We start from the raw sequence: 22,991 nt of genomic DNA on the forward strand, positions 1-22,991 counted from the left end.
GTCGAACAGGATCGGGTCTGTACGCGCGACAAGGAGGGCCAACGCAAGTTGGTCCTTTTTTGTTGGTATCGAGATGTTTCTGCCGACGTGCGACCGTCTCTCCAAACATCCGAGGAAAGACTCTCTCCCTTCATCCTGAGGGCCGCGCGCTTCGCGCGGCGTCTCGAAGGATGCAAGGCTGAGCTGCATCAGCGGGGGCCTTTCATGGTTCTCGCGGCGATGCGCAGCATCGTCCGCCGCGCGCGCAAGGGCGCGCTCCTCACCATGAGGAGTGAATACGGCGCGCGATGCTAGCGAAAAATTCGAATCAGTGCAGCGACGTGTACGCCGCGCCGAGCATCGGGCCGGGCTTTTCGCGGCTGCCGTCCTGGACATAGACCACCGCGCCGTCGACGCCGTCGCGCGTCAGGTTCTCGATCGGCACCGTCCAGCTTTCCGGACGCCCGGTCCAGTCACCGACCTTGAGCAGATTGCGCACCACGTTGTGATAGGTGATCTGCTGCCCGCGATTCTCGCCGCGGGTGATTGCGATCGGGACCGACCTGGCGATCGAGCAGATCCAGACCTCGCCATGCGAGACCGCCGGCTCGTTGCTCGCGGCAACCGAGACGTTGATCTGCTTGCCCGCGAGCGACATCGTCACCGGCACGCTCATCACGCCCGCACCCTTGTCGGTCTTGCCGATCGCATTCTCGATGCCGGCACGGTCGCTGCCGATGACATGGGCGGAGCCGTTGACCACGACCTGCGGGGTGTAAACCTCGCGGTCGCCGCGCACGCGCGAATAGGCGCGCTGCCGTGCAGAGAAGCGTGAATCCGCCAGCGTGTCCTTCCAGCCGAGATAGTCCCAATAATCGATCGGCATGCTGAGCGCGATGATCGACGGATCTTTGGAGAGATCGCCGATGATCTGGTCGGCGGGCGGACAGGAGGAGCAGCCTTGCGAGGTAAACAATTCGACAACGGCGCGGGGATCGGCTTCGGCAGGGCGGATGACGGCGACGATCGCACAGATGCCGAGAGCGCCCGACCAAAAGGCGCTGGACCAACGCGAAACCAGATGAGAAGCCGTCATTGTTGTCATGTCGAACGCCGCACACCATTGCTCGTGGGAAGGAAGATCTTATCGCCGGATGGTCACCGTAGTCTTACGGGCGCAGCACACCGACCGTCCGGGCGAACCGTCCAAAGGGAGGTTTTCCGCCGGGCGGGCCCATCTAGAGCATGCCGCAAACGCATGAAGGCGGCCTTGTGATAGGCCGCCTTCATCTAACCTTCTACTCACTTCGCAGTGAGCCACCGTTCACAAATCCGCGCTTAGGCCGCGAGCTTGCGCAGCACATAGTGCAGGATACCGCCGTTGCGGTAGTAGTCGAGCTCGTCCAGCGTATCGATGCGGCAGAGCAGCGAAACGCGCTGCAGCGAACCGTCGCCCGAGACGATCTCCGCGGTCAGCTTCTGGCGCGGCTTGAGGTCGCCGACGAGGCCGCGCAGCGTGACCTTCTCGTCGCCCTTCAGGCCGAGCGACGACCAGGAGGTACCTTCCTCGAAGGTCAGCGGCAGCACGCCCATACCGACCAGGTTGGAGCGATGGATGCGCTCGAAGCTCTGGCAGATCACCGCGCGCACGCCGAGCAGACGGGTGCCCTTGGCAGCCCAGTCGCGCGAGGAGCCGTTGCCGTATTCGGCACCGGCGAACACCACCAGCGGCACCTTCTCTTCCTGGTACTTCATCGCGGCGTCGTAGATCGACATCTGCTCGCCGTCGGGCCAGTGCTTGGTGAGGCCGCCTTCCGGAATGTTGCCGTCGGCACCCTTCAGCATGAAGTTCTTGATGCGAATGTTGGCGAAGGTGCCGCGCATCATCACTTCGTGGTTGCCGCGACGCGTGCCGTACTGGTTGAAGTCGGCGGGACGTACCTGATGCTCGCTGAGATACTTGCCCGCGGGCGAGGTGAGCTTGATCGAACCGGCCGGCGAGATGTGGTCGGTGGTGATCTTGTCGCCGAACATGGCGAGGATGCGCGCCTCGACGATGTCGGTGACAGGCTCCGGCTCCTTCTTCATGCCGTCGAAATAGGGCGGGTTCTGCACGTAGGTCGAAGACATGTTCCAGCGATAGGTCTCGCTCTCGACCGTCTTGATCTTGCGCCAGTTGGTGTCGCCCTTGAACACGTCGGCATACTTCTTCTTGAAGATCGACGCGGTCACGAACTTCTTCATGAAAGCGTTGATCTCCTTCGTCGTCGGCCAGATGTCCTTCAGGTACACCGGCTTGCCGTCCTTGCCCTCGCCGAGCGGCTCGACGGCAAGGTTCTTGGTGACGCTGCCCGCGAGCGCGTGGGCGACGACCAGCGGCGGCGAGGCCAGATAGTTCGCCTGCACGTCAGGCGAGACCCGGCCTTCGAAGTTGCGGTTGCCGGATAGCACGGCCGCCGCGACGATGCCGTTGTCGTTGATCGACTTCGAGATCTCCTCGGGCAGCGGACCGGAATTGCCGATGCAAGTGGTGCAGCCGAAGCCGACCAGGTTGAAGCCGACCTTGTCGAGATCCTTCTGCAGGCCGGAATCGGCGAGATAGCCTGCGACGACCTGGCTGCCCGGGGCGAGCGAGGTCTTCACCCACGGCTTGGCCTTGAGGCCCTTCGCCGCGGCGTTGCGCGCCAAGAGGCCCGCGCCGATCAGCACGCTCGGATTCGAGGTGTTGGTGCAGGAGGTGATGGCGGCGATTACGACGTCGCCGTGGCCAATCTCGAAGTCCTTGCCCTCGACGGCGAAGCGCTTCGTGGGCTCCTCGGCCTTCTTGTATTCAGTGCCGAGCGCGAGCGAAAAACCTTCGGCGACCGACGGCAGCGCGATGCGGCCTTCGGGGCGCTTCGGACCGGCCATCGACGGCACGACGTCGGCAAGATCGAGCGTCAGCGTTTCAGTGAACACCGGATCGGGCGACTTGGCCGTGCGGAACAGCCCTTGAGCCTTGGCATAGGCCTGCACCAGCGCGACGCGCGGCGCCGCGCGGCCGGAGGTCTTGAGATAGTCGATCGCGGCGGCATCGACCGGGAAGAAGCCGCAGGTCGCGCCATATTCGGGCGCCATGTTGGCGATCGTCGCCTTGTCGGCGACCGAGAGATTGTCGAGACCGGGGCCGAAGAACTCGACGAACTTGCCGACCACGCCGAGCTTGCGCAGCATCTGCGTGACCGTCAGCACGAGGTCGGTCGCGGTGACGCCCTCCTTCATCGCGCCCTTCAGCTTGAAGCCGACGACGTTGGGCAGCAACATCGACAGCGGCTGGCCGAGCATGCAGGCTTCCGCCTCGATGCCGCCGACGCCCCAGCCGAGCACAGCGAGCCCGTTGACCATGGTGGTGTGGGAATCGGTGCCGACGAGCGAATCGGGATAGGCGACCTCGAAAGTGCCGGTCTTCTTGCCGACCGTCATCTTCTCCTTCTTGGTCCACACCGTCTGGGAGAGATATTCGAGATTGACCTGGTGGCAGATGCCGGTGCCGGGCGGCACGACGGAGAAGTTCGAGAACGCCTTTTGGCCCCACTTCAGGAACTCGTAGCGCTCCTGGTTCTGCTTGTATTCCTCGGTGACGTTCTTGCCGAAAGCCTTGTTGTCGCCGAAGAAGTTCACGATCACGGAATGGTCGATGACGAGGTCGACAGGCACCAGCGGATTGATCTTCTCGGCGTCGCCGCCGAGCTTCTGCATCGCGTTGCGCATCGCGGCGAGATCGACCACCGCCGGCACGCCGGTGAAGTCCTGCATCAGCACGCGCGCAGGGCGGAACGCGATCTCATGCTCCAGCGACTTCTTGCGCAGCCATTTGGAGACGGCGACGATGTCCTCTTTCTTGACCGAACGGCCGTCCTCGTTGCGCAGCAGGTTCTCGAGCAGGACCTTCATCGAATAGGGAAGTTTGGAAATTCCCTTCAGACCATTCTTCTCGGCCGTGGGCAGGCTGTAATAGACATAGGTCTTGGCGCCGACCTTGAGGGTCTTTTTGCATTTGAAGCTGTCGAGCGAGGTCATGTAGGAAATCCCAATCGTTAGTTATACCCGGCAGGGTATCTTAACACCGTCAGCACATCTAGGCTGGGCCGCTTGCGGGGGCAGGTTGAGTTGCTGCATCAAGTAGTTCCGGGCTTATAGAAGCTTTCTAACCGCGCCGCCACAGCCACAATCGTGCCGCAGCAATCGCGAGCCAAAAATTCCCATGCGCTACCCCAAGTTTTCCTGAGGCCCGGCTTTGAGTGAGTTGAAACACGGCAAGATGCAGCTCTCCGGACACGCCGTCGCCTGCGTGCGCGGCGGCCGCCAGGTGTTTGCCGGGCTCGATTTCGCGGCGGTCTCAGGCGAGGCCGTGGCGGTCGTCGGCCGCAACGGATCGGGCAAGACCTCGCTGCTGCGGCTGATCGCGGGCCTGCTGGTGCCGGCGGGCGGCAAGATCGCGCTCTCGGGCGGCGATACCGAGCTGACGCTGCCCGAGCAGTGCCACTATCTCGGCCATCGCGATGCCCTGAAGCCGGCGCTCAGCGTGGCGGAGAATCTGACTTTTTGGGCCGAATTTCTCGGCGGCGAGCGTTTTGACTTCGCCGAGAGCCTCGCCATTGTGGGCCTCGCGCACGCCACCCACCTGCCCGCGGGCTTCCTGTCGGCCGGCCAGCGCCGCCGCCTCTCGCTGGCCCGCCTGCTGACCGTCCGCCGCCCGGTCTGGCTGCTGGACGAGCCGACCAATGCGCTGGATGTGGCGGGACAGGACATGTTCGGCGGCCTGATGCGCGAGCACCTTTCGCGCGGCGGCATGATTGTCGCGGCGACCCACGCGCCACTCGGGATCGAATCGCGGGAGCTGCGGATCGGGGGTGAGGTGTGATTCCGACCGACCCTCAGCTTTCCAAGCGGCTTTGCCCTGCTCTCGCCGTTCCTTCTGCCCGTGGTCCAGCAATCCATCTGTCATTTGGGAAGGCGGCGTTGCCGCGGGCTCCCACGCCTCTCCCGCCTGCGGGAGAGGCCGGCATAGGCGGCCCTTGGCGGCCGTCCCTTAAAAACGCCGATGCTTTGCATCGGCTATGGCGCCGGGTGAGGGTTCTCTCCTCTGGGGGAATCTTCGTTGTCGAGACACCCTCTCCCCAGCCCTCCCCCGCAAGCCGGGAAGGGAGCGCACCGCCCTCGGGGCGCGTTGGAGCCACCCCATGACCGCCCTGTCCGCCCTCATTCGCCGGGACATCCGGATCGCGCTCCGCGTCGGCGGCGGGGCACTGATCGGGGTGCTGTTCTTTCTGACCGTGGTGGTGCTGATGCCGTTCGCGGTGGGGCCGGATCTGGCGCTGCTGTCGCGGCTGGGGCCGGCCATTCTCTGGCTCGGCGCGCTCTTGGCGAGCCTGCTCACCCTGGACCGGCTGTTCATGGCCGACCACGAGGACGGCTCGCTCGACCTGATCACGATGAGCCGGACGCCGCTGGAACTCGCCTGCGCCGCCAAGGCGCTGGCGCATTGGCTGGCCGCTGGCCTGCCGCTGATTGTCGCAACCCCCGTGCTGGGCCTCCTGCTCAACCTCGACATGGTCGCGACCGGCGCGGTGGCGCTGACGCTGCTGGCGGGCACCCCGGCGCTGACGTTTACCGGCATGATCGGCGCGGCGCTGGCGGTGACGCTGCACCGCGGCGGGCTGCTGATGGCTGTGCTGGTGCTGCCGCTGTCGATTCCGGTCCTGATTTTCGGGGTTGCGGCCTCGCAGGCGGTGATCGTCGGGCCGATGACGTTCGGCGCGCCGTTCTCGATCCTGTGCGCGCTGTCCCTGGTCAGCCTTGTGATCGGCCCCTTCGCGGCCGCAGCGAGCCTGCGGCACGGGCTCGATTGAGATGCGCCCGATTGACCTTGACCCCGATCAACTTTCGTCCCTCGCTTTCGTGCTGATTGCCTGAGCGGCCATCGATGATTATCAGGGTGCCATGACACTGATCGACCTCGCCAACCCCACGCGGTTCCTCGCGCTGACAGCGCGGGTCCTGCCGTGGCTTGCGGCCGCGACCGTCCTGCTGCTCGCGATCGGTCTCTATCAAACCGCGCTGGCGCCCGACGACTACCAGCAGGGCGCCACGGTGAAGATCATGTTCATCCATGTGCCCAATGCCTGGCTGTCGATGTTCGTCTGGGGCGTGATGAGCATCGCCTCGCTGGGCACGCTGGTGTGGCGTCATCCGCTCGCCGACGTCGCGGCCAAGGCGGCCGCGCCGATCGGCGCCGCCTTCACCTTTCTCGCGCTGCTCACCGGCTCGCTGTGGGGCCGGCCGATGTGGGGCACCTATTGGGAATGGGATGCGCGGCTGACCTCGGTGCTGATCCTCTTCCTGATGTATCTAGGCCTGATGGCGCTGTGGCGCGCGGTCGACGATCCCTCGCGCGCCGCACGGGCCGCCGCCGTGCTGACCCTGGTCGGTGCGCTCAACCTGCCGATCATCAAGTTCTCGGTCGACTGGTGGAACACGCTGCACCAGCCGGCCTCAGTGATGCGCATGGGCGGATCGGCCCTCGACAAATCGTTCCTGATTCCGCTCCTGGTGATGGCGGTCGCCTTCACGCTGCTTTTCGTCACGCTGCATCTGGCTGCGATGCGCAACGAAATCCTGCGCCGCCGAGTCCGCTCCCTGCAAATGATGCAGGCGAGCCGTGTCGCGTTCTCGAGCGAGATGGGCGCCGCCTCGCGCGGACAAGGTGCGTCGAAAGAAGCTGGGGCCGCATGATCATGTCGCTTGGTCCCTACGCATCCTTCATCGTGACGTCCTATGCCGCAGCGGCCCTCGTGGTCGCGCTCCTGATCGGCTGGATCGCGCTCGACTATCGCAATCAGACCCAGCGCCTGCGCGAGCTGGAGGAGCGCGGTATCACGCGCCGGTCCGGTCGCAGCGCGACGGACCTGTGATGAGCGATCAACCTGCCTCCGCAGCGCCGCAGCGCCGCACCTTCCTGATGGTGCTGCCGCTGATCGCCTTCATCGGCCTTGCACTGCTGTTCTGGTTCCGGCTCGGCAGCGGCGATCCCTCGCGGATTCCCTCCGCGCTGATCGGCCGGCCCGCGCCGCAGACCGCGCTGCCGCCGCTCGAGGGATTGCAGGCTGACAATGCGCAAGTGCCCGGCCTCGACCCCGCCGCGTTCAAGGGCAAGGTCAGCCTGGTCAACGTCTGGGCGTCCTGGTGCGTGCCTTGTCATGACGAAGCACCGCTCCTGACCGAACTGGCCAAAGACAGGCGCTTCCAGCTGGTCGGCATCAATTACAAGGACGCATCCGACAATGCGCGCCGCTTCCTCGGCCGCTACGGCAACCCGTTCGGCCGCGTCGGCGTGGACGCCAACGGCCGCGCCTCGATCGAATGGGGCGTCTACGGCGTGCCGGAAACCTTCGTCGTCGGCCGCGAGGGCACCATCGTCTACAAGCTGGTCGGCCCGATCACGCCGGACAATCTGCAGAAGGTGCTGTTGCCGCAGATGGAGAAGGCGCTGAAGGCTGGGTCTTAGGGCATCGCGTGCCCCGGACGCAGCGCAGCGATCCTTCATCGATGCGCTGCAGAGCCGGGGCCCATGTCACCACGATGTCACCACGACGTCACTTCTGGAGAGGGACTGGATCCCGGCTCGCGCTTCGCGCGTCCGGGACACGAGACCGTCAACCCTTGCTCACATCCCCCGCCTCGGCCTCGCTGGCCTCCAGCGACACCGGCTCGAGGTGGTAGCGCTTTGTCAGCGGCAACTGCGCGACGGCGAAGATCATGGTCAGCGGGGTGACGCCGAATACCTTGAAGTTCACCCAGAAGTCGGTGCTTTGCGTGCGCCAGATGATCTCGTTCAGCACCGCCAGGCCGGCGAAGAACAGCGCCCAGCGCAGCGTGAGGATGCGCCAGCCCTGCGGCGTCAAGTTGAACATCTGGTCGAACATGACGGCGATGAAGGAGCGGCCGAACAACAGGCCGCCGCCGAGGATCGCGGCGAACAGGCCGTAAATGATGGTCGGCTTGATCTTGATGAAGGTCTCGTCGTGCAGCACCAGGGTCAGCGTGCCGAACACCAGCACGATCACGCCCGTCACGATCGCCATGATCGGAATGTGACGCGTCACGACGTAGGACGCGATCATTGCCGCCACGATCGCCACCATGAAGGCGCCGGTTGCGGCGAACAGATTGAACTTCGCATTGACGAAGAAGAACACGAGCAGCGGACCGAGTTCGGTCGCCAGCTTGAACAGCGGATGCGGCTGGGTCTTGTCCATTCTCTCTTCCGTCTCTCCCATCCTTCGAGACGACCGCTTCGCGGTCTCCTCAGGATGAGGACCTCTTATGTGGCACGACCTCATCCTGAGGAGCCGCGCAAGCGGCGTCTCGAAGGATGACGCTATTCGATTCCAGCGATGGCGCGGGCGAAGTCGCGCGCGGTGAACGGCGCGAGATCGTCGACGCCTTCGCCGACGCCGATGAAATGCACCGGCAGTTTGAACTTCTCGGCCAGCGCCACCAGAATGCCGCCGCGCGCGGTGCCGTCGAGTTTCGTCATCACGAGGCCGGTGACCCCGGCGGTGCGATGGAAGGCCTCGACCTGCGACAACGCGTTCTGGCCGACGGTGGCGTCCAGCACCAGCAGCACCGCATGAGGCGCCGTCGCATCCACCTTGCGGATCACGCGCACGACCTTTTCGAGCTCGTTCATCAGCTCGGCCTTGTTCTGCAGACGTCCGGCGGTGTCGATCAGCAGCACATCGACATTCTGCTCCTTGGCCGCATTGAGCGCGTTGAAGGCGAGGCTCGCGGAGTCCGAGCCTTGCGCCCCTGATATGACGGGCGTCTTAGTGCGCTCGCCCCACACCTTGAGCTGCTCGATCGCTGCCGCGCGAAACGTGTCGCCGGCGGCCAGCATCACCTTGCGGCCTTCGGACGCGAATTTCTGCGAGAGTTTTCCGATCGTGGTGGTCTTGCCGGAACCATTGACGCCGACCACAAGGATGACGAACGGCTTCCTGGCCGTATCGATCTCGAGCGGCTTTGCCACCGGCGCCAGCACCTTCTCGACCTCGGTCGCGACGACGTCCTTGACCTCGTCCGCCGAGATCGCCTTGTCGTAGCGGCCGGTGCCGACCGCGTCCGCGATTCGGACCGCGACGGAGGTGCCGAGGTCGGCGCGCAGCAGCACGTCCTCGATGTCGTCGAGCATGGCGCGATCGAGCTTGCGCTTGGTGACGAGGTCGGCGACCGCGGTCCCGAGCGAAGACGAGGTGCGCTTCAACCCGTTGGACAGGCGGCGCCACCAGCTCAGCTTGGGGGGATCTGACGTGGTATCGTTCATGGCGGGGGTGTGTTAGCCGTTCCCGCCTCTAAACGAAAGACTTGACCCGGAAAGTCCTGCAATTGCTCGATGTTCCCCAATTGACGGCCGACGAGATCATGGCCCGCGTGCTCCATCGCGACGGCCTGATGCTGATCATCGACAAGCCGGCCGGCCTTCCGGTGCATCGCGGCCCCAAGGGTGGCGCCAATCTGGAGGATTCCTTCGACGCGCTGCGTTTCGGCCTGCCGCGCCCTCCGGTGCTGGCCCACCGGCTGGACAAGGACACCTCCGGTTGCCTCGTGCTCGGCCGCCATCGCAAGGCGACCGCCTCGCTCGGCCTTTTGTTCAAGCACGGCAAGATCGGCAAGACCTACTGGACCGTGGTTGAGGGCGGCCCCACCGAGGACGAAGGCACCATCGACATGCCGCTTGGGCGGCTCAATGCCGAACGCGGCTGGTGGCAGAAGCCCGATCCCGAGGGCCAGAAGGCGATCACCAACTGGAAGGTCATGGGCCGCGGCGACGGCTTCACCTGGCTCGCCATGGAACCGGTGACGGGACGGACCCATCAATTGCGGGTGCATTCGTCAGCCACCGGCTGGCCGATCTTCGGCGATAATATTTACGGCAACGGGCCGCGCTTCGGCGAGCCGAAGCTGCACCTGCACTCCCGCGAGATCGTGGTGCCGATCTCCCGGAACAAGGAGCCGGTCCGCGTCGTGGCACCGGCCCCGCCGCATATGCACGAGAAGCTCAGGGCTTGCGGATGGAATGGGGAATAGGTGCCGCTGGTGTTCACCTCTCCCGCTTGCTTGTGGGAGAGGCCGACGCGCAGCGCCGGGTGAGGGTTCTCTCCTCGTGGGGACTGTCCCGTTGCGGAAACACCCTCTCCCCGACCCTCCCCCGCAAGCGGGGGAGGGAGCGCACCGACGCCGCGGGTGCATCTTGCGCAAGCCAGCCGCTCCAGGCCCATGGTTTACCAAACCTTCAGTCCTCGTCCCCATGATGCCGGTTGCTTAGAACAAGCTTCCATCAATTCGCTCAGGACGAGCAACGCGTCATGTCTACGGCCGGGCTATCGATCATCGACGAGGTCGAATCCGCGATTCGCACCGGCTCGCCGGAAAAGGGTCTGGCAACAGCCCGGCGCGTCACCGACCTGTTCCTCTCCTCCGCCGGCAGTTTCGACGACGAACAGATCGCGCTGTTCGACGAGGTGCTCGATCGCCTGATCGGTACCATCGAGCTGCGCGCGCTTGCGGACATGGGCGCACGCATCGCGCTCGCCGAGATCAGCGTGCAGCTGGCGCCGGTCGCGCAGGCACCGCCCTCCGTGATCCGCCGCCTCGCCAGCAACGACGAGATCCGCATCGCGGGTCCCGTGCTGCAGGAATCTGCGCGCCTCGACGACGGCGAGCTGGTGAAGATCGCTTCAGCCAAGGGCGAGCCGCATCTGCTTGCGATCGCCGGCCGCTGGTGGCTGAAGGAGATCGTCACCGACGCCCTGCTGGCGCGCCGCTATCCCAGCGTCAGCCGCAGGCTCGCCGCCAATCCCGGCGCGCGCGTCTCCGGACATGGATTCGCGCTCATGGTTGGGCAGGCCGAGGCGGATCCCGAGCTTGCCGTCAGCATCGGCGTCCGCGTCGACCTGCCGTCGGAGCTGCGCCGCCGATTGCTGCGCTCGGCGACCGATGCCGTGCGCGCCCGCCTGTTGTCGCGCGCGCCGCCGCATCTATTCGAGGAGATCCAGAGCGCGATCACGGCCATCGCCGTCGGCGTCGAGCGCGAGATGTCCGGTGTCCGCGATTTCGAGGGCGCCAAACGCGCGATTGCGATGCTCAAGGCAACCGGCCAGCTCGATGAGGCGACGTTGCTCGGATTCGCCAGGCAGCGGCGTTACGAGGAGACCGCCGCCGCCCTGGCAGCCCTGTCCGGATCGACAATCGAGGTGATCCGTCCGCTGATGCAGAGCCTGCGCGACGACGGCCTCTTGGTGCCGTGCAAGGCCGCGCAACTCGGCTGGGAGACCACCATAGCCGTGCTCGAAAGTCGGTTTGCCACCGGCGCGATGAAGCCGGCGGACCTCGCGCGAGCACAGGATCACTATGCGCGCATGACGCCGGAGAATGCGCGGCGGACGCTGCGGTTCTGGCAGGTCAGGGCGTCGTAGGGGCGCGCTATTCGCCAAACTACCGGTGTCATCCTCCGCGAAAGCGGGGGATCCAGTATTCCAGAGACGTCAGTGAGATGCGGAAAAGCCGCGGCGTACTGGGGCGCCCTGTCAAGCAGGGCGACGACACTGTCTATGTGGTCAGCCGCTCGCCATCGCTGCCGCCAATCACGAGCGGCACGACGCTCCCGATACGCTCGCCTGCAATCGCTACCGGCAGATAGTGCTCGGTGCGGCCCAGGCTCGCGCTCTCGATCAGCACCTCGCGCGTCTGACCCACCTCCGCTTGCAGCCGTTCGCGCAGCGCCGCTTCGCCTGCCGCCCGTAGCCGTCGCGCACGCTCCTTGATCGCGCCGCCTGCAACCTGGGGCATCTTTGCAGCCGGCGTGCCGGGGCGCGGCGAATAGGGGAAGACGTGCAGGAATGTCAGGCCGCATTCTTCGATAAGATCGAGCGAACGCGAGAACATCTCGTCCGTCTCGGTCGGGAAGCCCGCGATGATGTCGGCACCGAAGACGACATCGGGGCGCAGGCGGCGGACCTGCTCGCAGAACGCGATCGCGTCTTGCCGCGAATGCCGCCGCTTCATGCGCTTCAGGATCATGTCGTCGCCGGACTGCAGCGACAGATGCAGATGCGGCATCAGCCGCGCATCATCGGCGATGGCATCGAGCAGATCGCCATCCGCCTCGATCGAATCGATCGAGGAGATGCGCAGGCGCTTCAGCTCCGGCACGTGCCGCAAGATCTGCTTGGTCAGCAGGCCGAGCTTCGGCGTGCCCGGAAGGTCGGCGCCGTAGCTGGTGAGATCGACGCCGGTCAGCACGATCTCGGCATGGCCGCGCATGGCCAGGTTGCGCACCTGCTCGACCACCGCGCCCATCGGCACCGAGCGCGAATTGCCGCGGCCATAGGGGATGATGCAGAAGGTGCAGCGATGGTCGCAGCCGTTCTGCACCTGCACGAACACGCGCGGCAGGCCGCTCGCATAGCCGTCGATGAGATGCGGCGCCATCTCCTTCACGGCCATGATGTCGCTGACGGCGATCTTCTCGCTGGCGCCAAGGTCGAAAGCGCTACGCGTCTCCTGCCACGCAGAAGCGCGCATCTTGTCGTCATTGCCGACGATCCGATCGACCTCGGCCATGTCGGCGAACATCGCAGATTGCGTCTGCGCCGCGCAACCGGTCACGACGATGCGCGCACCGGGCCGTTCGCGCTTCAATTTGCGGATCGACTGCCGGGCCTGTGCCACCGCCTCGTTGGTGACCGCGCAACTGTTGATGACGATGGTATCTTCGAGCCCTGCAGCTTCGGCTTCGCGGCGCATCACCTCGGCCTCGAAGGCGTTGAGGCGGCAGCCGAAGGTGACGACGTCGACGGCCATCAGGCCACCGGCGCAAACAGCGCCGGATCGAATCTGCCCTCATATTCGAAGGTCGCCGTGCCCGTCATCAGCACGTGGTCGTCGCGCTCGCGCCATTCGATGCCGAGCTTGCCGCCAGGCAGCGTAATCTCGACATTGCGCTCGGCCCGCTTCAGGCGGGCCGCGGCGACCGCCGTGGCGCAGGCCGCCGAGCCGCAGGCCTTGGTCAGGCCGGCACCGCGCTCCCAGGTGCGGATCGTGATGTGCTGGGGATCGGCGATATGGGCGAGCGTGATGTTGGCGCGCTCCGGGAAGATCGGGTGGTTTTCCAGCAATGGACCGAAACGCTCGAGATCATAGGCGTTGACATCGTCGACCCAGAAGATCGCATGCGGGTTGCCCATGCTCACCACGGAGGGCGAATGCAGGATCGGATTGTCGATCGGCCCGATCTGCAATTCGATGTAGCGGGTGTCGCGGAACTCTTCCGCCAGCGGGATGTCCTGCCAGCCGAACTTCGGCATCCCCATGTCGACGGTGTAGAGATCAGGTGCCGGACCCTGCCAGGCATTGAGCAGCCCGGCCGCCGTCTCGAACGTCGCCGTCGTCTGCCCGTTCTTCTCGAAGATGCGCCGCACCACGCAGCGCATGCCGTTGCCGCAGGCGCCGGCTTCCGAGCCGTCATTGTTGTAGATCCGGATGAAGGCTTCGGTGCCGTCGAGCCGCGGCTTCTGCAGCACCATGAGCTGGTCGTAAGCCACGCCACCGTTCGCGGACGCCACCGCACGGGCGTCGTCCGGCGTCACCTTTGCCGTAGAATCCCGCATGTCGACAACGACGATCTCGTTGCCGATGCCGTTCATCTTGGCAAATGCGTGGTTGGCCAGCGCGCTCATGAAAATTCCCGAATTTCGCCTGTCTTATATGGCGATCCTTGCAGGCTTGGCCAGTGATTTGCGGTCGGAGGCCAAGAGGTCTGCCAGGAGGTCTGCCATGACGCATCTGTCATGAGACGAATTCCGCGCCCGCGTGTTAGAACGGCGCGGCTCGCCGCGAACCGGGATGCGCGGCCGGGCTTCAGCCGGATAAGGCCTTGGTGGGCAAGGTCTTGGTGATCAGGCCTTGGTGACGAAGGCCGTGGGGAGAATAAAATGATCAGGTTTCGTCGTCTCGCTCTAGCCGCGCTGATCCCGGCAGCGGCCTTGTCGCTTGGCCTGCCTGAGGTTTTGGCGCAAACCCCGAGCCCGGCACCGGCCGCCTCGGCAAGTCCCTCACCGGCCCCATCGGCCACCCCCTCGCCGGCCGCGAGCGCGTCGCCCGCACCAGCGGCGACGACCTTACCCGCACCATCACCTGCGGCCAGCGCTTCGCCGACCCCGACAACATCGCCCTCGCCCGCAGCCAGTGCCTCACCGAGCCCAACGGCCCCGCCACCGGCGGCCGCCGTAACCCCCGCCCCGGTGCAGACCGCCGATCCGTTCGGCCTCGAGACCACGCTCGAGGCCAAGAAGGTCGTGATGGTCAAGGGCACCGCGAATTGGGACTCGGCCTTCGACACGTTGATCGACGCCTTCAAGGCGCTGAACGCCCTGCTGGACAAGCAGGGCATCAAGCACGCCGGCAATGCGATGATCGTCTACACCTCGACGGACGATACCGGCTTCACCTTCCTTGCCGAGATCCCGGTCGAGCAGGATCCCAAGAACTTGCCCAAGGACATGAGCGTCGGCAAATCGCCGGAGGGCAAGGTGCTGAAGTTCGTCCATCGCGGCTCCTACGACAACATGGACAACACCTACGAGGCGATCACCAATCACCTCGACGACAAGAGGCTGGAAGCCAAGGACACCTTCATCGAGGAATACCTCACCGATCCCCTGAAGACCGCCGAGGACAAGCTCGTGATCAACGTCTTCGTGCCGCTGAAGTGAGACTTATGAAGAAGCCTGCCGTACTTGTTGTCTCCCTCGCCGCCGTTCTTGCCGCCACGCTGCCGGCAACGTCCGCGCTTGCCGACGATGTCGTATCCGCCATTTCGGTGAGCGGCGAAGCCAATGTCTCCGTGGCGCCGGATCTTGCGCAGATCGACGCCGGCGTCGCCAACGACGCCAAGTCGGCGAAGGAAGCCTCCGACGCCAACAACGCCGCGATGGGCAAGGTGCTGCTGGCGCTGAAGGGCGCCGGCATCGCCGAGAAGGATTACCGGACCTCGCGCCTGTCGCTGCAGCCGCAATATGGCCAGAACAAATCCACCGGCGCATCCCCGGTGGTCGGCTTCCGCGCCTCGAACCGCGTCACCGTAAAAATTCGCGACGTCACCAAGGTCGCTAGCATCATCGATACGCTGGTTGCCGCCGGCGCCAACGACATCGGCAACATTTCCTTCGAGGTGACGCAGGCCTCGAAACTGCTCGACGACGCGCGCGAGCAGGCGGTCGCGGACGCCCGCCGCAAGGCCGAGATCTACGCCAAGGCTACCGGCGTCACGTTGGGCGCACCGCTCAGCGTCTCCGAAGGCGGCGCCCCGGTGCCGCTGTTCAAGGCGCGGATGGCGACAGCGCCGATGGCTGCACCTGCCGCGGTCGCACCGGGCGAGGAGACGCTGTCGGTGACGGTGAATGTGAGCTGGGCGATCAAGCCGAAGGAACAATAATTCTCGTGTCCCGGACGCGCTGCGGCACGTAGTGACGCGGCGCAGAGCCGGGACCCAGTTGCATCCAAAAGCGTGGGCCCCGGCTCTGCAGCGCACCGTCGAAGAGACGCTGCGCTGCGTCCGGGGCACGAGCGGTATGCGTGGAGAGACCTAAATCTCCACCACCTGCCCCGGCTTCATCGCCACGAACCGCTGCTGCGGAATCTGTGCTGCATCCAGCGCTTCCACCAGCGCCTTGGCCGGCGCGTCGATCGCTTCGTCCGTCAGCTGGAACGTGCCGTGGTGATGCCCGAGCGCGGCCTCGGCGCCGCAATCGGCCAGCGCCTTCACGGCGTCTTCCGGATTCATGTGCTGGTCGCGCATGAACCAGCGCGGCTCGTAGGCGCCGATCGGGAGGATGGCGAGGCGCAGCTTGCCGTGCTTCTCGGCGACGCGACGGAAATGCCGGCCATCGCCGTAACCGGAATCGCAGACCACGTAGATTTTCCCGGCCGGCGTCTCCAAGACAAAACTCGCCCACAGCGCCTTGTTGCGATCGAACATGCCGCGCGCGGTCCAGTGCCGGGTCGGCACCAGATGCGCGGCGACGCCGCCGCCGAGCTCGACGCGGTCGTGCCAGTCGAAGGCTTCGACCTTGATGGTGGGATCGGCACTGCGCATCGTGACGTCGTTGCCGAGCGGGGTGACCACGCGCGGGGCAAAATTCTTGGCGAGCCGCGACAGCGTCGCGATGTCGAGATGATCGTAATGGCCATGCGAGACCAGCACGACGTCGATCTTCGGCAGCTTCTCGAAGGCGATGCCGGGATCGTTATGCCGCTTCGGCCCGGCCCAGGAGACCGGCGAGACCCGGGTCGACCAGACCGGATCGACCAGGATGTTGAGGCCGCCGGCCTGGATCAGCCAGCTGGCATGGCCGACAAAGGCCAGCCGCACTTTGCCGCCGTCGACCCGCTCCGGCGGGGTGTCGGCATGAGGGCTGGGGGCCCAATCCGGCCATTTCGCACGCTGCCGCTTGCCGCCGAACTGCCAGCGCAGCACCTCGCGCAGCGATTTCGGCGGCGCCCCATCCGGATCGAAAAACGTGAGGCCGTCGAAATGATCTGAGGTGGGATCGTCATAGGCTTTCATGCGGGACATCCAAAGGGAGGGGACGCCGACCAGCGCCCCGGCCCCGGCAAGCAACCATAAACGCGGCGACGGGCGATCGACACAGGCTGGCTTTCAGGGACGGCGGCGGAGGTAAATCATCACCTTCTATATGGGCGAGGCCAAAGGAAAAGGAACTGACCACCAAAAGCGTCTTGTTTTCAGGAGCTTACCTTGGCAAAGCCACTCTGGCACCCTAACTTTCCTTGACTTTTCGGCGTGAGCGGCGTTTAACCCCGCCACTTTCTCGGAAAGGCTTTCTTTTCGACCCGCCGACCGGCCCTTGGGGCCGGAGGTCAACGCCCGACAGCGCTGTGCGCCCTCGGGCGCAAAGGTGTTTGGAAGATCGTTTGGCCAAGGAAGCGGTCATCGCCCGACTTGATCGGGCGATCCAGTATTCCAGAGGCGGCTCGGCTGGAACCGAGGTGCCGCGGCGTACTGGATGCCCCGGTCAAGCCGGGGCATGACAGCGGAGAGTAGCGGCGCGCCCTCATCCGGGGACAGCAACAGGACAACGGCATTGTTCGACAATCTGTCGGAACGGCTTGGCGGAATTCTCGATCGTCTGACGGGGCGCGGTGCGCTGACCGAAAAGGACGTCGATGCCGCGATGCGCGAGGTGCGCCGCGCGCTGCTGGAGGCCGACGTCGCGCTCGAGGTGGTCCGCAGCTTCACCGAGCGCGTCCGCGAGCAGGCGATCGGCGCCACCGTCGTCAAGTCGGTGACCCCCGGCCAGATGGTGGTCAAGATCGTCCATGACGAGCTGGTCAACACGCTGGGCAGCGAAGGCCAGACCATCGACGTCAATTCCGTGCCGCCGGTACCGATCATGATGGTCGGCCTGCAAGGCTCCGGTAAGACCACGACCACCGCAAAGCTCGCCCGCCGCCTGGTCCAGCGCGACAAGCGCAAGGTGCTGATGGCATCGCTCGACGTCTATCGCCCGGCGGCGATGGAGCAGCTGGCCGTGCTCGGCCGCGATCTCGACATTCCGACCCTGCCGATCGTGGCGGGGCAACAGCCGCCGCAGATCGCCAAGCGCGCGCTGGAGGCCGGCAAGCTCGGCGGCTACGACGTCGTGCTGCTCGACACCGCCGGCCGCACCACGCTCGACGAAGAGATGATGTCGGAAGCAGCGGCGATCAAAGCCGCGGCCAATCCGCACGAAGTGCTGCTGGTCGCCGACAGCCTCACCGGCCAGGACGCCGTGAACCTGGCGCGCGCGTTCGACCAGCGCGTCGGCCTCACCGGCATCGTGCTGACACGCGTGGACGGCGATGGCCGCGGCGGCGCCGCGCTGTCGATGCGCGCGGTCACCGGCAAGCCGATCAAGCTGCTCGGCACCGGTGAAAAGACCGATGCGCTGGAAGATTTCCATCCCGATCGTATCGCCGGCCGTATCCTCGGCATGGGCGACGTCGTGTCGCTAGTCGAGCGCGCCGCGGCCAATATCGACGCCGAGAAGGCCGCGCGCACCGCCGAGCGCATGCGCAAGGGTCAGTTCGACCTCAACGACATGCGCGAGCAGCTGCTGCAGATGGCCAACATGGGCGGCATCAGCGGCCTGATGGGCATGATGCCCGGCATCTCCAAGATGAAGAACCAGATCGCGGCCGCCGGCATCGACGACAGGATTTTGAAGCGCCAGGTCGCCATCATCGATTCCATGACGCGCGACGAGCGCCGCCATCCGGATCTGCTGAAAGCAAGCCGCAAGAAGCGCATCGCCGCAGGCTCCGGCCAGAGCGTCGAGCACGTCAATAAGCTACTCAAGATGCACCGGAACATGGCCGACGTGATGAAGGCCATGGGCTCGGGCAAGCGCGGCCCGCTCGCCGGCATCGCGCAGGCGATGGGCTTTGGCGGCGGCATGAAGATGCCGTCTCCCGAAGAGATGAAGGCGATGCAGGAGAAGATGCAGGCCGGCGGCGGACAAGGTCTGCCCAGCCTGCCGAAGGATCTGCCGCCCGGGCTTCGCACCGGCCTGCCAAACCTTCCTGGACTGACGGGGCTGAGCGGCAAGCCGACGCTGCCGGGCCTCGGCGGTTTCCCGGGCAAGAAGAAATGAGGAATTCGTCGCGAGGAACCGCACGGTCTCACGCGGCGCGGAATACCAATCAACCGAACAAAACGTACTTTGCAAACCACACTTTCAAGGAGAACTGAATGTCCGTCGTGATCCGCCTCGCCCGCGCAGGCACCAAGAAGCGTCCCGTCTATCACGTCGTCGTCGCCGACTCCCGCTTTCCGCGCGATGGCCGCTTCATCGAGCGTCTCGGCTATTTCAACCCACTGCTGCCGAAGGACAACGAGACCCGCCTGAAGCTCGACATGGACAAGGTGAAGGCCTGGCTCGCCAAGGGCGCGCAGCCGTCCGACCGCGTGTCGCGTTTCCTCGATGCCGCCGGCGTCAAGAAGCGTGAAGCGCGCAACAACCCGGAAAAGGCCGTGCCGCGCAAGGAGCGCAAGGCGCAGGCCGAAGCCGCCGCGAAGGGCTAAGGTTCAATCATGTCGGCGCTGGTCTGCGTCGCGCGGATCGGCGCCGCGCATGGGGTGCGCGGTGCGGTCAAGCTGTGGACTTTTACGGAAGATCCCTTTGCCGTCCGCCGCTACGGTCCGCTTCTCGCCAAGGACGGCAAGCGCCAGTTCGAGCTGGCGACGGCGCGCGAGGCGAAAGACCATCTGGTCGCGACGTTCAAGGGCGTCACGACCCGCGATGAGGCCGAGCGCCTCAACGGCATCGAACTCTACGTCGCGCGCGACAAGCTGCCCGTGACCGACGAGGACGAATATTACCACACCGATCTGATCGGGCTCGCCGCTGTCACCACGGACGGCGACGCGCTCGGCCGCGTGCTCGCGATCCACAATTTCGGCGCCGGCGACATCATCGAGATCGCTCCGCCCAAGGGCGCAACGATGCTGCTGCCGTTCTCGAACGCGGTGGTGCCGGAGGTCGATCTCAAAGGCGGCCGCGTGGTGATCGCGCTGCCGCAGGAGATCGAGGGCGAGGATCGTGGCGAAACTCTCTCCCCGAGTCGTCCCCGCGAACGCGGGGACCCATAGCCACAGGCCATGGTTTTTTGGCTAAGCTGATAGCTCCGATCATCGCAAAATGAAGTGCGGTGGTTATGGGTCCCGGGCTCGCGCTTCGCGCGCCCCGGGACGACGAGGCATTTGGATCCGATGACCCACCCCTCACCCTGGCGCGCGACGGTGCTGACGCTGTTTCCGGAGATGTTTCCGGGACCGCTCGGTGTGAGCCTCGCCGGGCGGGCGCTGGCCGCGGGACTCTGGGACATCGAGGCGCGGGACATCCGCGCCTCGGCCACCGACCGTCACCGCAGCGTCGACGACACCCCCGCCGGTGGCGGGCCGGGCATGGTGCTGCGGGCCGATGTTCTGGCGGCGGCCATCGACGCGGCGGAGATCGGCCCTGACCGACCGAAGCTGCTGATGAGCCCGCGCGGTCGGCCATTGACCCAGGCCCGGGTCACAGAATTCGTCCGGGGCCCCGGCCCCCTGATCGTCTGCGGGCGGTTCGAGGGGGTGGACCAGCGGGTGATCGACAAGCGGGGCCTGGAGGAGGTCTCGATCGGCGATTACGTGCTGTCCGGCGGCGAAATCGCAGCGTTAGCCCTGATCGATGCCTGCGTGCGGCTGCTGCCGGGGGTGATGGGCAAGGAGGCCTCGGGAACCGAGGAGAGCTTCTCCGGGGGCCTTTTGGAATACCCCCAATACACCCGCCCGCAGCTGTTCGAGGGGGTTCCGATCCCTGATATCCTGACCTCCGGCGACCACGCCAAGGTCGCGGCCTGGCGGCGGGCGCAATCCGAGGCCCTGACGGCGGCCCGGCGGCCGGATTTGTGGGCCCAGATCCCGCCCAAGCCCCCGAATCGAGCCGGTCGCCAAAAAACGCCAAAAAACAAGACAGACGGGTGACAAACGCTCCGGCTTGCCTTATAGGAGCGGCCAAATCCGCAATGGCTGGATAGACGAATTTTGCGCAGCCCCCCGTTTCCAGGGCTGGGCGCGCCGATGGAGATTTACCCATGAACCTGATCAAGCAGCTCGAGCAAGAGCAATTCGACAAGCTGTCCGCCGGCAAGGACATTCCGGAATTCGGTCCCGGCGACACCGTGATCGTCAACGTGAAGGTCGTCGAAGGCGAGCGCACCCGCGTGCAGGCCTATGAGGGCGTCTGCATCGGCCGCTCCGGCGGTGGCCTCAATGAGAGCTTCACCGTGCGCAAGATCTCGTACGGCGAGGGCGTGGAGCGCGTGTTCCCGGTGATGTCGCCGATGATCGACTCGATCAAGGTGGTGCGTCGCGGCAAGGTGCGTCGCGCCAAGCTCTATTACCTCCGCAACCTTCGCGGCAAGTCGGCCCGCATCGTCGAGAAGCAGGACCGCCAGACCGCGGTCGGCGAGTAGGCTCCGCCTCATCAGGCAAGTTTTCGAAAGCGCGGGGCTCGGCTCCGCGCTTTTTTGTTTGTCCCGCCGTCATTGCGAGGGGCCTTGCGACGAAGCAATCCAGGCTGTCTCCGCGGATGCATTTCTGGATTGCTTCGCTGCGCTCGCAATGACGAGCCGAAACTCTCGCGCTTTTACCGCTGCATGCTATATAGCTTCTAGAATGTTTCCAGATCCGACCAGCCTCGCCCCCGTCCAGCGCATCGTCATCGACGATCGCTCGCGGCTGCCTGGCCGGTTCTTCGGACGCTTCGCGACCTCGGCAACGTCAGAGCTTATTCGCGCAGCCTGAGAGGCTGCGCTGACGATTTGTTGCCTGCGCGCGATGCGCGCTTATCCGCTTCACACATTCTTTCGGAGCTTAAGCTCATGTCCAAGCCGACCACATTGTACGACAAGATCTGGAACGACCATCTGGTGCACGAAGCCGAGGACGGCACCTGCCTGCTCTATATCGACCGCCATCTGGTGCATGAGGTGACCTCACCGCAGGCGTTCGAAGGCCTGCGCGCGACGGGTCGCAAGGTTCACGCGCCGGAGAAGACGCTCGCCGTCGTCGACCACAACGTGCCGACCACCGACCGCACCAAGCCCAATCCCGATCCGGAGAGCATCGAGCAGATCAAGGCGCTGGCCGACAACGCCAAGGAATTCGGCATCGAATATTACAACGAGTTCGACAAGCGCCAGGGCATCGTCCACGTCATCGGTCCCGAGCAGGGCTTTACGCTGCCCGGCACCACCATCGTCTGCGGTGACAGCCACACCTCGACGCACGGCGCGTTCGGCGCGCTCGCGCACGGTATCGGCACCTCCGAAGTCGAGCACGTGCTGGCGACGCAGACGCTGATCCAGAAGAAGGCGAAGAACATGCGCGTCACCGTCGACGGCAAATTGCCTGACGGCGTGACCGGCAAGGACATCATCCTCGCCATCATCGGCGAGATCGGCACTGCGGGCGGCACCGGCTACGTGCTGGAATATGCCGGCGAAGCAATTCGTGCGCTCTCGATGGAAGGCCGCATGACGGTCTGCAACATGTCGATCGAAGGCGGCGCCCGCGCCGGCCTCGTCGCGCCCGACCAGAAGGCCTACGACTTCCTGCGCGACCGTCCGAAGGCACCGAAGGGCGCGGCCTGGGATGCGGCGATGCGCTATTGGGAGAAATTGCGCTCCGACGAGGGCGCGCATTTCGACCATGAGCTGCGCCTCGATGCTGCAAAACTGCCGCCGATCGTGACCTGGGGCACTTCGCCTGAGGACGTCATCTCGGTGACCGGCATCGTGCCCGATCCCGACAAGATCGCGGACGAGGCCAAGCGCATCTCCAAACATCGCGCGCTGAAGTATATGGGCCTGACGGCGGGCACGAAGATCATCGACATCAAGCTCGACCGCGTCTTCATCGGCTCCTGCACCAACGGCCGCATCGAAGATTTGCGCGCGGCAGCGAAGATCGCCGAGGGCAAGACGGTTTCAGCGAACGTCAACGCCATGGTCGTCCCCGGCTCCGGCATCGTCAAGGAGCAGGCCGAGGCCGAGGGTCTCGACAAGATCTTCATCAAGGCCGGCTTCGAATGGCGCGAGCCGGGCTGCTCGATGTGCCTTGCCATGAACCCGGACAAGCTGAAGCCGGAAGAGCGCTGCGCCTCCACCTCGAACCGCAATTTCGAGGGCCGCCAGGGCTTTAAAGGCCGCACGCATCTCGTCTCGCCGGCGATGGCGGCGGCGGCGGCGATCGCCGGGCACTTCGTCGACGTCAGGGACTGGCGCTAAGCGAACTCCCGCAATTGTAGCGATCGCGGCAAACCGCTGTTAATCGATCGCCTGACACTCTCGTCCTCGCGAGGTTTTCG

22 protein-coding genes are annotated in these 22,991 nt (G+C 65.3%); 15 read left to right on the forward strand and 7 right to left on the reverse strand.

The window, feature by feature from the left end:
* Positions 1-307: 307 nt before the first annotated feature.
* Both XH84_RS35140 and acnA read right to left on the reverse strand, forming a co-directional pair.
* Complete coding sequence (locus XH84_RS35140) at positions 308-1,084, reverse strand: DUF1223 domain-containing protein (RefSeq protein WP_128918866.1); 777 nt, start codon at positions 1,082-1,084, stop codon at positions 308-310.
* Positions 1,085-1,317: 233 nt separating this feature from the next.
* A complete protein-coding gene (gene acnA, locus XH84_RS35145) occupies positions 1,318-4,038 on the reverse strand; it encodes an aconitate hydratase AcnA (RefSeq protein WP_128918867.1) in 2,721 nt (906 codons plus the stop codon).
* 241 nt (positions 4,039-4,279) lie between these two features.
* On the opposite strand from acnA, the gene ccmA reads away from it, so the two are divergent.
* The 5 genes from ccmA to XH84_RS35170 all read left to right on the forward strand — a co-directional run bounded on the left by ccmA (position 4,280) and on the right by XH84_RS35170 (position 7,525).
* Positions 4,280-4,882, forward strand: a complete 603-nt coding sequence (gene ccmA / locus XH84_RS35150) for a heme ABC exporter ATP-binding protein CcmA (protein WP_128918917.1) — start codon at positions 4,280-4,282, stop codon at positions 4,880-4,882.
* A gap of 319 nt (positions 4,883-5,201) precedes the next feature.
* Positions 5,202-5,870 carry a heme exporter protein CcmB gene (gene ccmB, locus XH84_RS35155; RefSeq protein ID WP_028150494.1) on the forward strand — a complete coding sequence of 223 codons (669 nt, stop codon included), beginning with the start codon at positions 5,202-5,204 and terminating at the stop codon, positions 5,868-5,870.
* 91 nt (positions 5,871-5,961) lie between these two features.
* Positions 5,962-6,753, forward strand: coding sequence for a heme ABC transporter permease (locus tag XH84_RS35160; protein WP_128918868.1), 792 nt, complete (start codon positions 5,962-5,964; stop codon positions 6,751-6,753).
* On the forward strand, positions 6,750-6,932 hold the full coding sequence (ccmD, locus tag XH84_RS35165; RefSeq protein ID WP_128918869.1) for a heme exporter protein CcmD: 183 nt from the start codon (positions 6,750-6,752) through the stop codon (positions 6,930-6,932). Before XH84_RS35160 ends, ccmD begins: the two co-directional genes overlap by 4 nt.
* The gene (locus XH84_RS35170; protein ID WP_128918870.1) at positions 6,932-7,525 is read left to right on the forward strand and encodes a DsbE family thiol:disulfide interchange protein; all 594 of its coding nucleotides are present in this window, start codon (positions 6,932-6,934) and stop codon (positions 7,523-7,525) included. Before ccmD ends, XH84_RS35170 begins: the two co-directional genes overlap by 1 nt.
* Positions 7,526-7,673: 148 nt before the next feature.
* Here the strand turns inward: XH84_RS35170 and XH84_RS35175 are convergent, their stop codons facing one another.
* Both XH84_RS35175 and ftsY read right to left on the reverse strand, forming a co-directional pair.
* Positions 7,674-8,276, reverse strand: coding sequence for a septation protein A (locus XH84_RS35175; RefSeq protein ID WP_128918871.1), 603 nt, complete (start codon positions 8,274-8,276; stop codon positions 7,674-7,676).
* A gap of 122 nt (positions 8,277-8,398) precedes the next feature.
* Positions 8,399-9,343 carry a signal recognition particle-docking protein FtsY gene (ftsY, locus tag XH84_RS35180; protein ID WP_128918872.1) on the reverse strand — a complete coding sequence of 315 codons (945 nt, stop codon included), beginning with the start codon at positions 9,341-9,343 and terminating at the stop codon, positions 8,399-8,401.
* A 98-nt stretch (positions 9,344-9,441) separates the two neighbouring features.
* Here ftsY and XH84_RS35185 point away from each other — a divergent pair, with 98 nt between their 5' ends.
* Together XH84_RS35185 and XH84_RS35190 are read left to right on the forward strand one after the other, a co-directional pair.
* Entirely contained in the window at positions 9,442-10,107 is a 666-nt protein-coding gene (locus XH84_RS35185) for an RluA family pseudouridine synthase (protein WP_206734124.1), read from the forward strand.
* Positions 10,108-10,385: 278 nt separating this feature from the next.
* A complete protein-coding gene (locus tag XH84_RS35190) occupies positions 10,386-11,495 on the forward strand; it encodes a DUF2336 domain-containing protein (protein WP_128918873.1) in 1,110 nt (369 codons plus the stop codon).
* 133 nt (positions 11,496-11,628) lie between these two features.
* On the opposite strand, the gene mtaB is transcribed toward XH84_RS35190, so the two are convergent.
* Together mtaB and dapF are read right to left on the reverse strand one after the other, a co-directional pair.
* On the reverse strand, positions 11,629-12,882 hold the full coding sequence (gene mtaB / locus XH84_RS35195; RefSeq protein WP_128918874.1) for a tRNA (N(6)-L-threonylcarbamoyladenosine(37)-C(2))-methylthiotransferase MtaB: 1,254 nt from the start codon (positions 12,880-12,882) through the stop codon (positions 11,629-11,631).
* Entirely contained in the window at positions 12,882-13,757 is an 876-nt protein-coding gene (dapF, locus tag XH84_RS35200; RefSeq protein WP_128918875.1) for a diaminopimelate epimerase, read from the reverse strand. Before dapF ends, mtaB begins: the two co-directional genes overlap by 1 nt.
* A 255-nt stretch (positions 13,758-14,012) precedes the next feature.
* Between dapF and XH84_RS35205 the strand changes: the two genes are divergently transcribed.
* Together XH84_RS35205 and XH84_RS35210 are read left to right on the forward strand one after the other, a co-directional pair.
* Positions 14,013-14,792 carry a GyrI-like domain-containing protein gene (locus tag XH84_RS35205; RefSeq protein ID WP_128918876.1) on the forward strand — a complete coding sequence of 260 codons (780 nt, stop codon included), beginning with the start codon at positions 14,013-14,015 and terminating at the stop codon, positions 14,790-14,792.
* A 5-nt stretch (positions 14,793-14,797) separates the two neighbouring features.
* A complete protein-coding gene (locus XH84_RS35210; RefSeq protein ID WP_164936179.1) occupies positions 14,798-15,514 on the forward strand; it encodes an SIMPL domain-containing protein in 717 nt (238 codons plus the stop codon).
* 150 nt (positions 15,515-15,664) lie between these two features.
* Here XH84_RS35210 and XH84_RS35215 read toward each other — a convergent pair whose 3' ends face one another.
* Positions 15,665-16,645, reverse strand: coding sequence for an MBL fold metallo-hydrolase (locus XH84_RS35215; RefSeq protein WP_164936180.1), 981 nt, complete (start codon positions 16,643-16,645; stop codon positions 15,665-15,667).
* 538 nt (positions 16,646-17,183) lie between these two features.
* Between XH84_RS35215 and ffh the strand changes: the two genes are divergently transcribed.
* The 6 genes from ffh to leuC all read left to right on the forward strand — a co-directional run bounded on the left by ffh (position 17,184) and on the right by leuC (position 22,911).
* Entirely contained in the window at positions 17,184-18,731 is a 1,548-nt protein-coding gene (gene ffh, locus XH84_RS35220; protein ID WP_128918879.1) for a signal recognition particle protein, read from the forward strand.
* Positions 18,732-18,829: 98 nt separating this feature from the next.
* Positions 18,830-19,162, forward strand: a complete 333-nt coding sequence (gene rpsP / locus XH84_RS35225; protein WP_014438992.1) for a 30S ribosomal protein S16 — start codon at positions 18,830-18,832, stop codon at positions 19,160-19,162.
* Positions 19,163-19,171: 9 nt separating this feature from the next.
* Positions 19,172-19,729: a ribosome maturation factor RimM gene (rimM, locus tag XH84_RS35230; protein WP_128918880.1), complete on the forward strand. Its 558-nt coding sequence runs from the start codon at positions 19,172-19,174 to the stop codon at positions 19,727-19,729.
* 120 nt (positions 19,730-19,849) lie between these two features.
* Positions 19,850-20,605: a tRNA (guanosine(37)-N1)-methyltransferase TrmD gene (trmD, locus tag XH84_RS35235; protein WP_128918919.1), complete on the forward strand. Its 756-nt coding sequence runs from the start codon at positions 19,850-19,852 to the stop codon at positions 20,603-20,605.
* A 110-nt stretch (positions 20,606-20,715) separates the two neighbouring features.
* Positions 20,716-21,096 carry a 50S ribosomal protein L19 gene (rplS, locus tag XH84_RS35240; protein WP_128918881.1) on the forward strand — a complete coding sequence of 127 codons (381 nt, stop codon included), beginning with the start codon at positions 20,716-20,718 and terminating at the stop codon, positions 21,094-21,096.
* A gap of 408 nt (positions 21,097-21,504) precedes the next feature.
* Positions 21,505-22,911, forward strand: a complete 1,407-nt coding sequence (gene leuC, locus XH84_RS35250; RefSeq protein WP_128918883.1) for a 3-isopropylmalate dehydratase large subunit — start codon at positions 21,505-21,507, stop codon at positions 22,909-22,911.
* The last annotated feature ends 80 nt before the right edge of the window (positions 22,912-22,991 follow it).

The sequence above is a fragment of the Bradyrhizobium nanningense genome, assembly GCF_004114535.1.
Taxonomy (GTDB): Bacteria; Pseudomonadota; Alphaproteobacteria; order Rhizobiales; family Xanthobacteraceae; genus Bradyrhizobium; species Bradyrhizobium nanningense.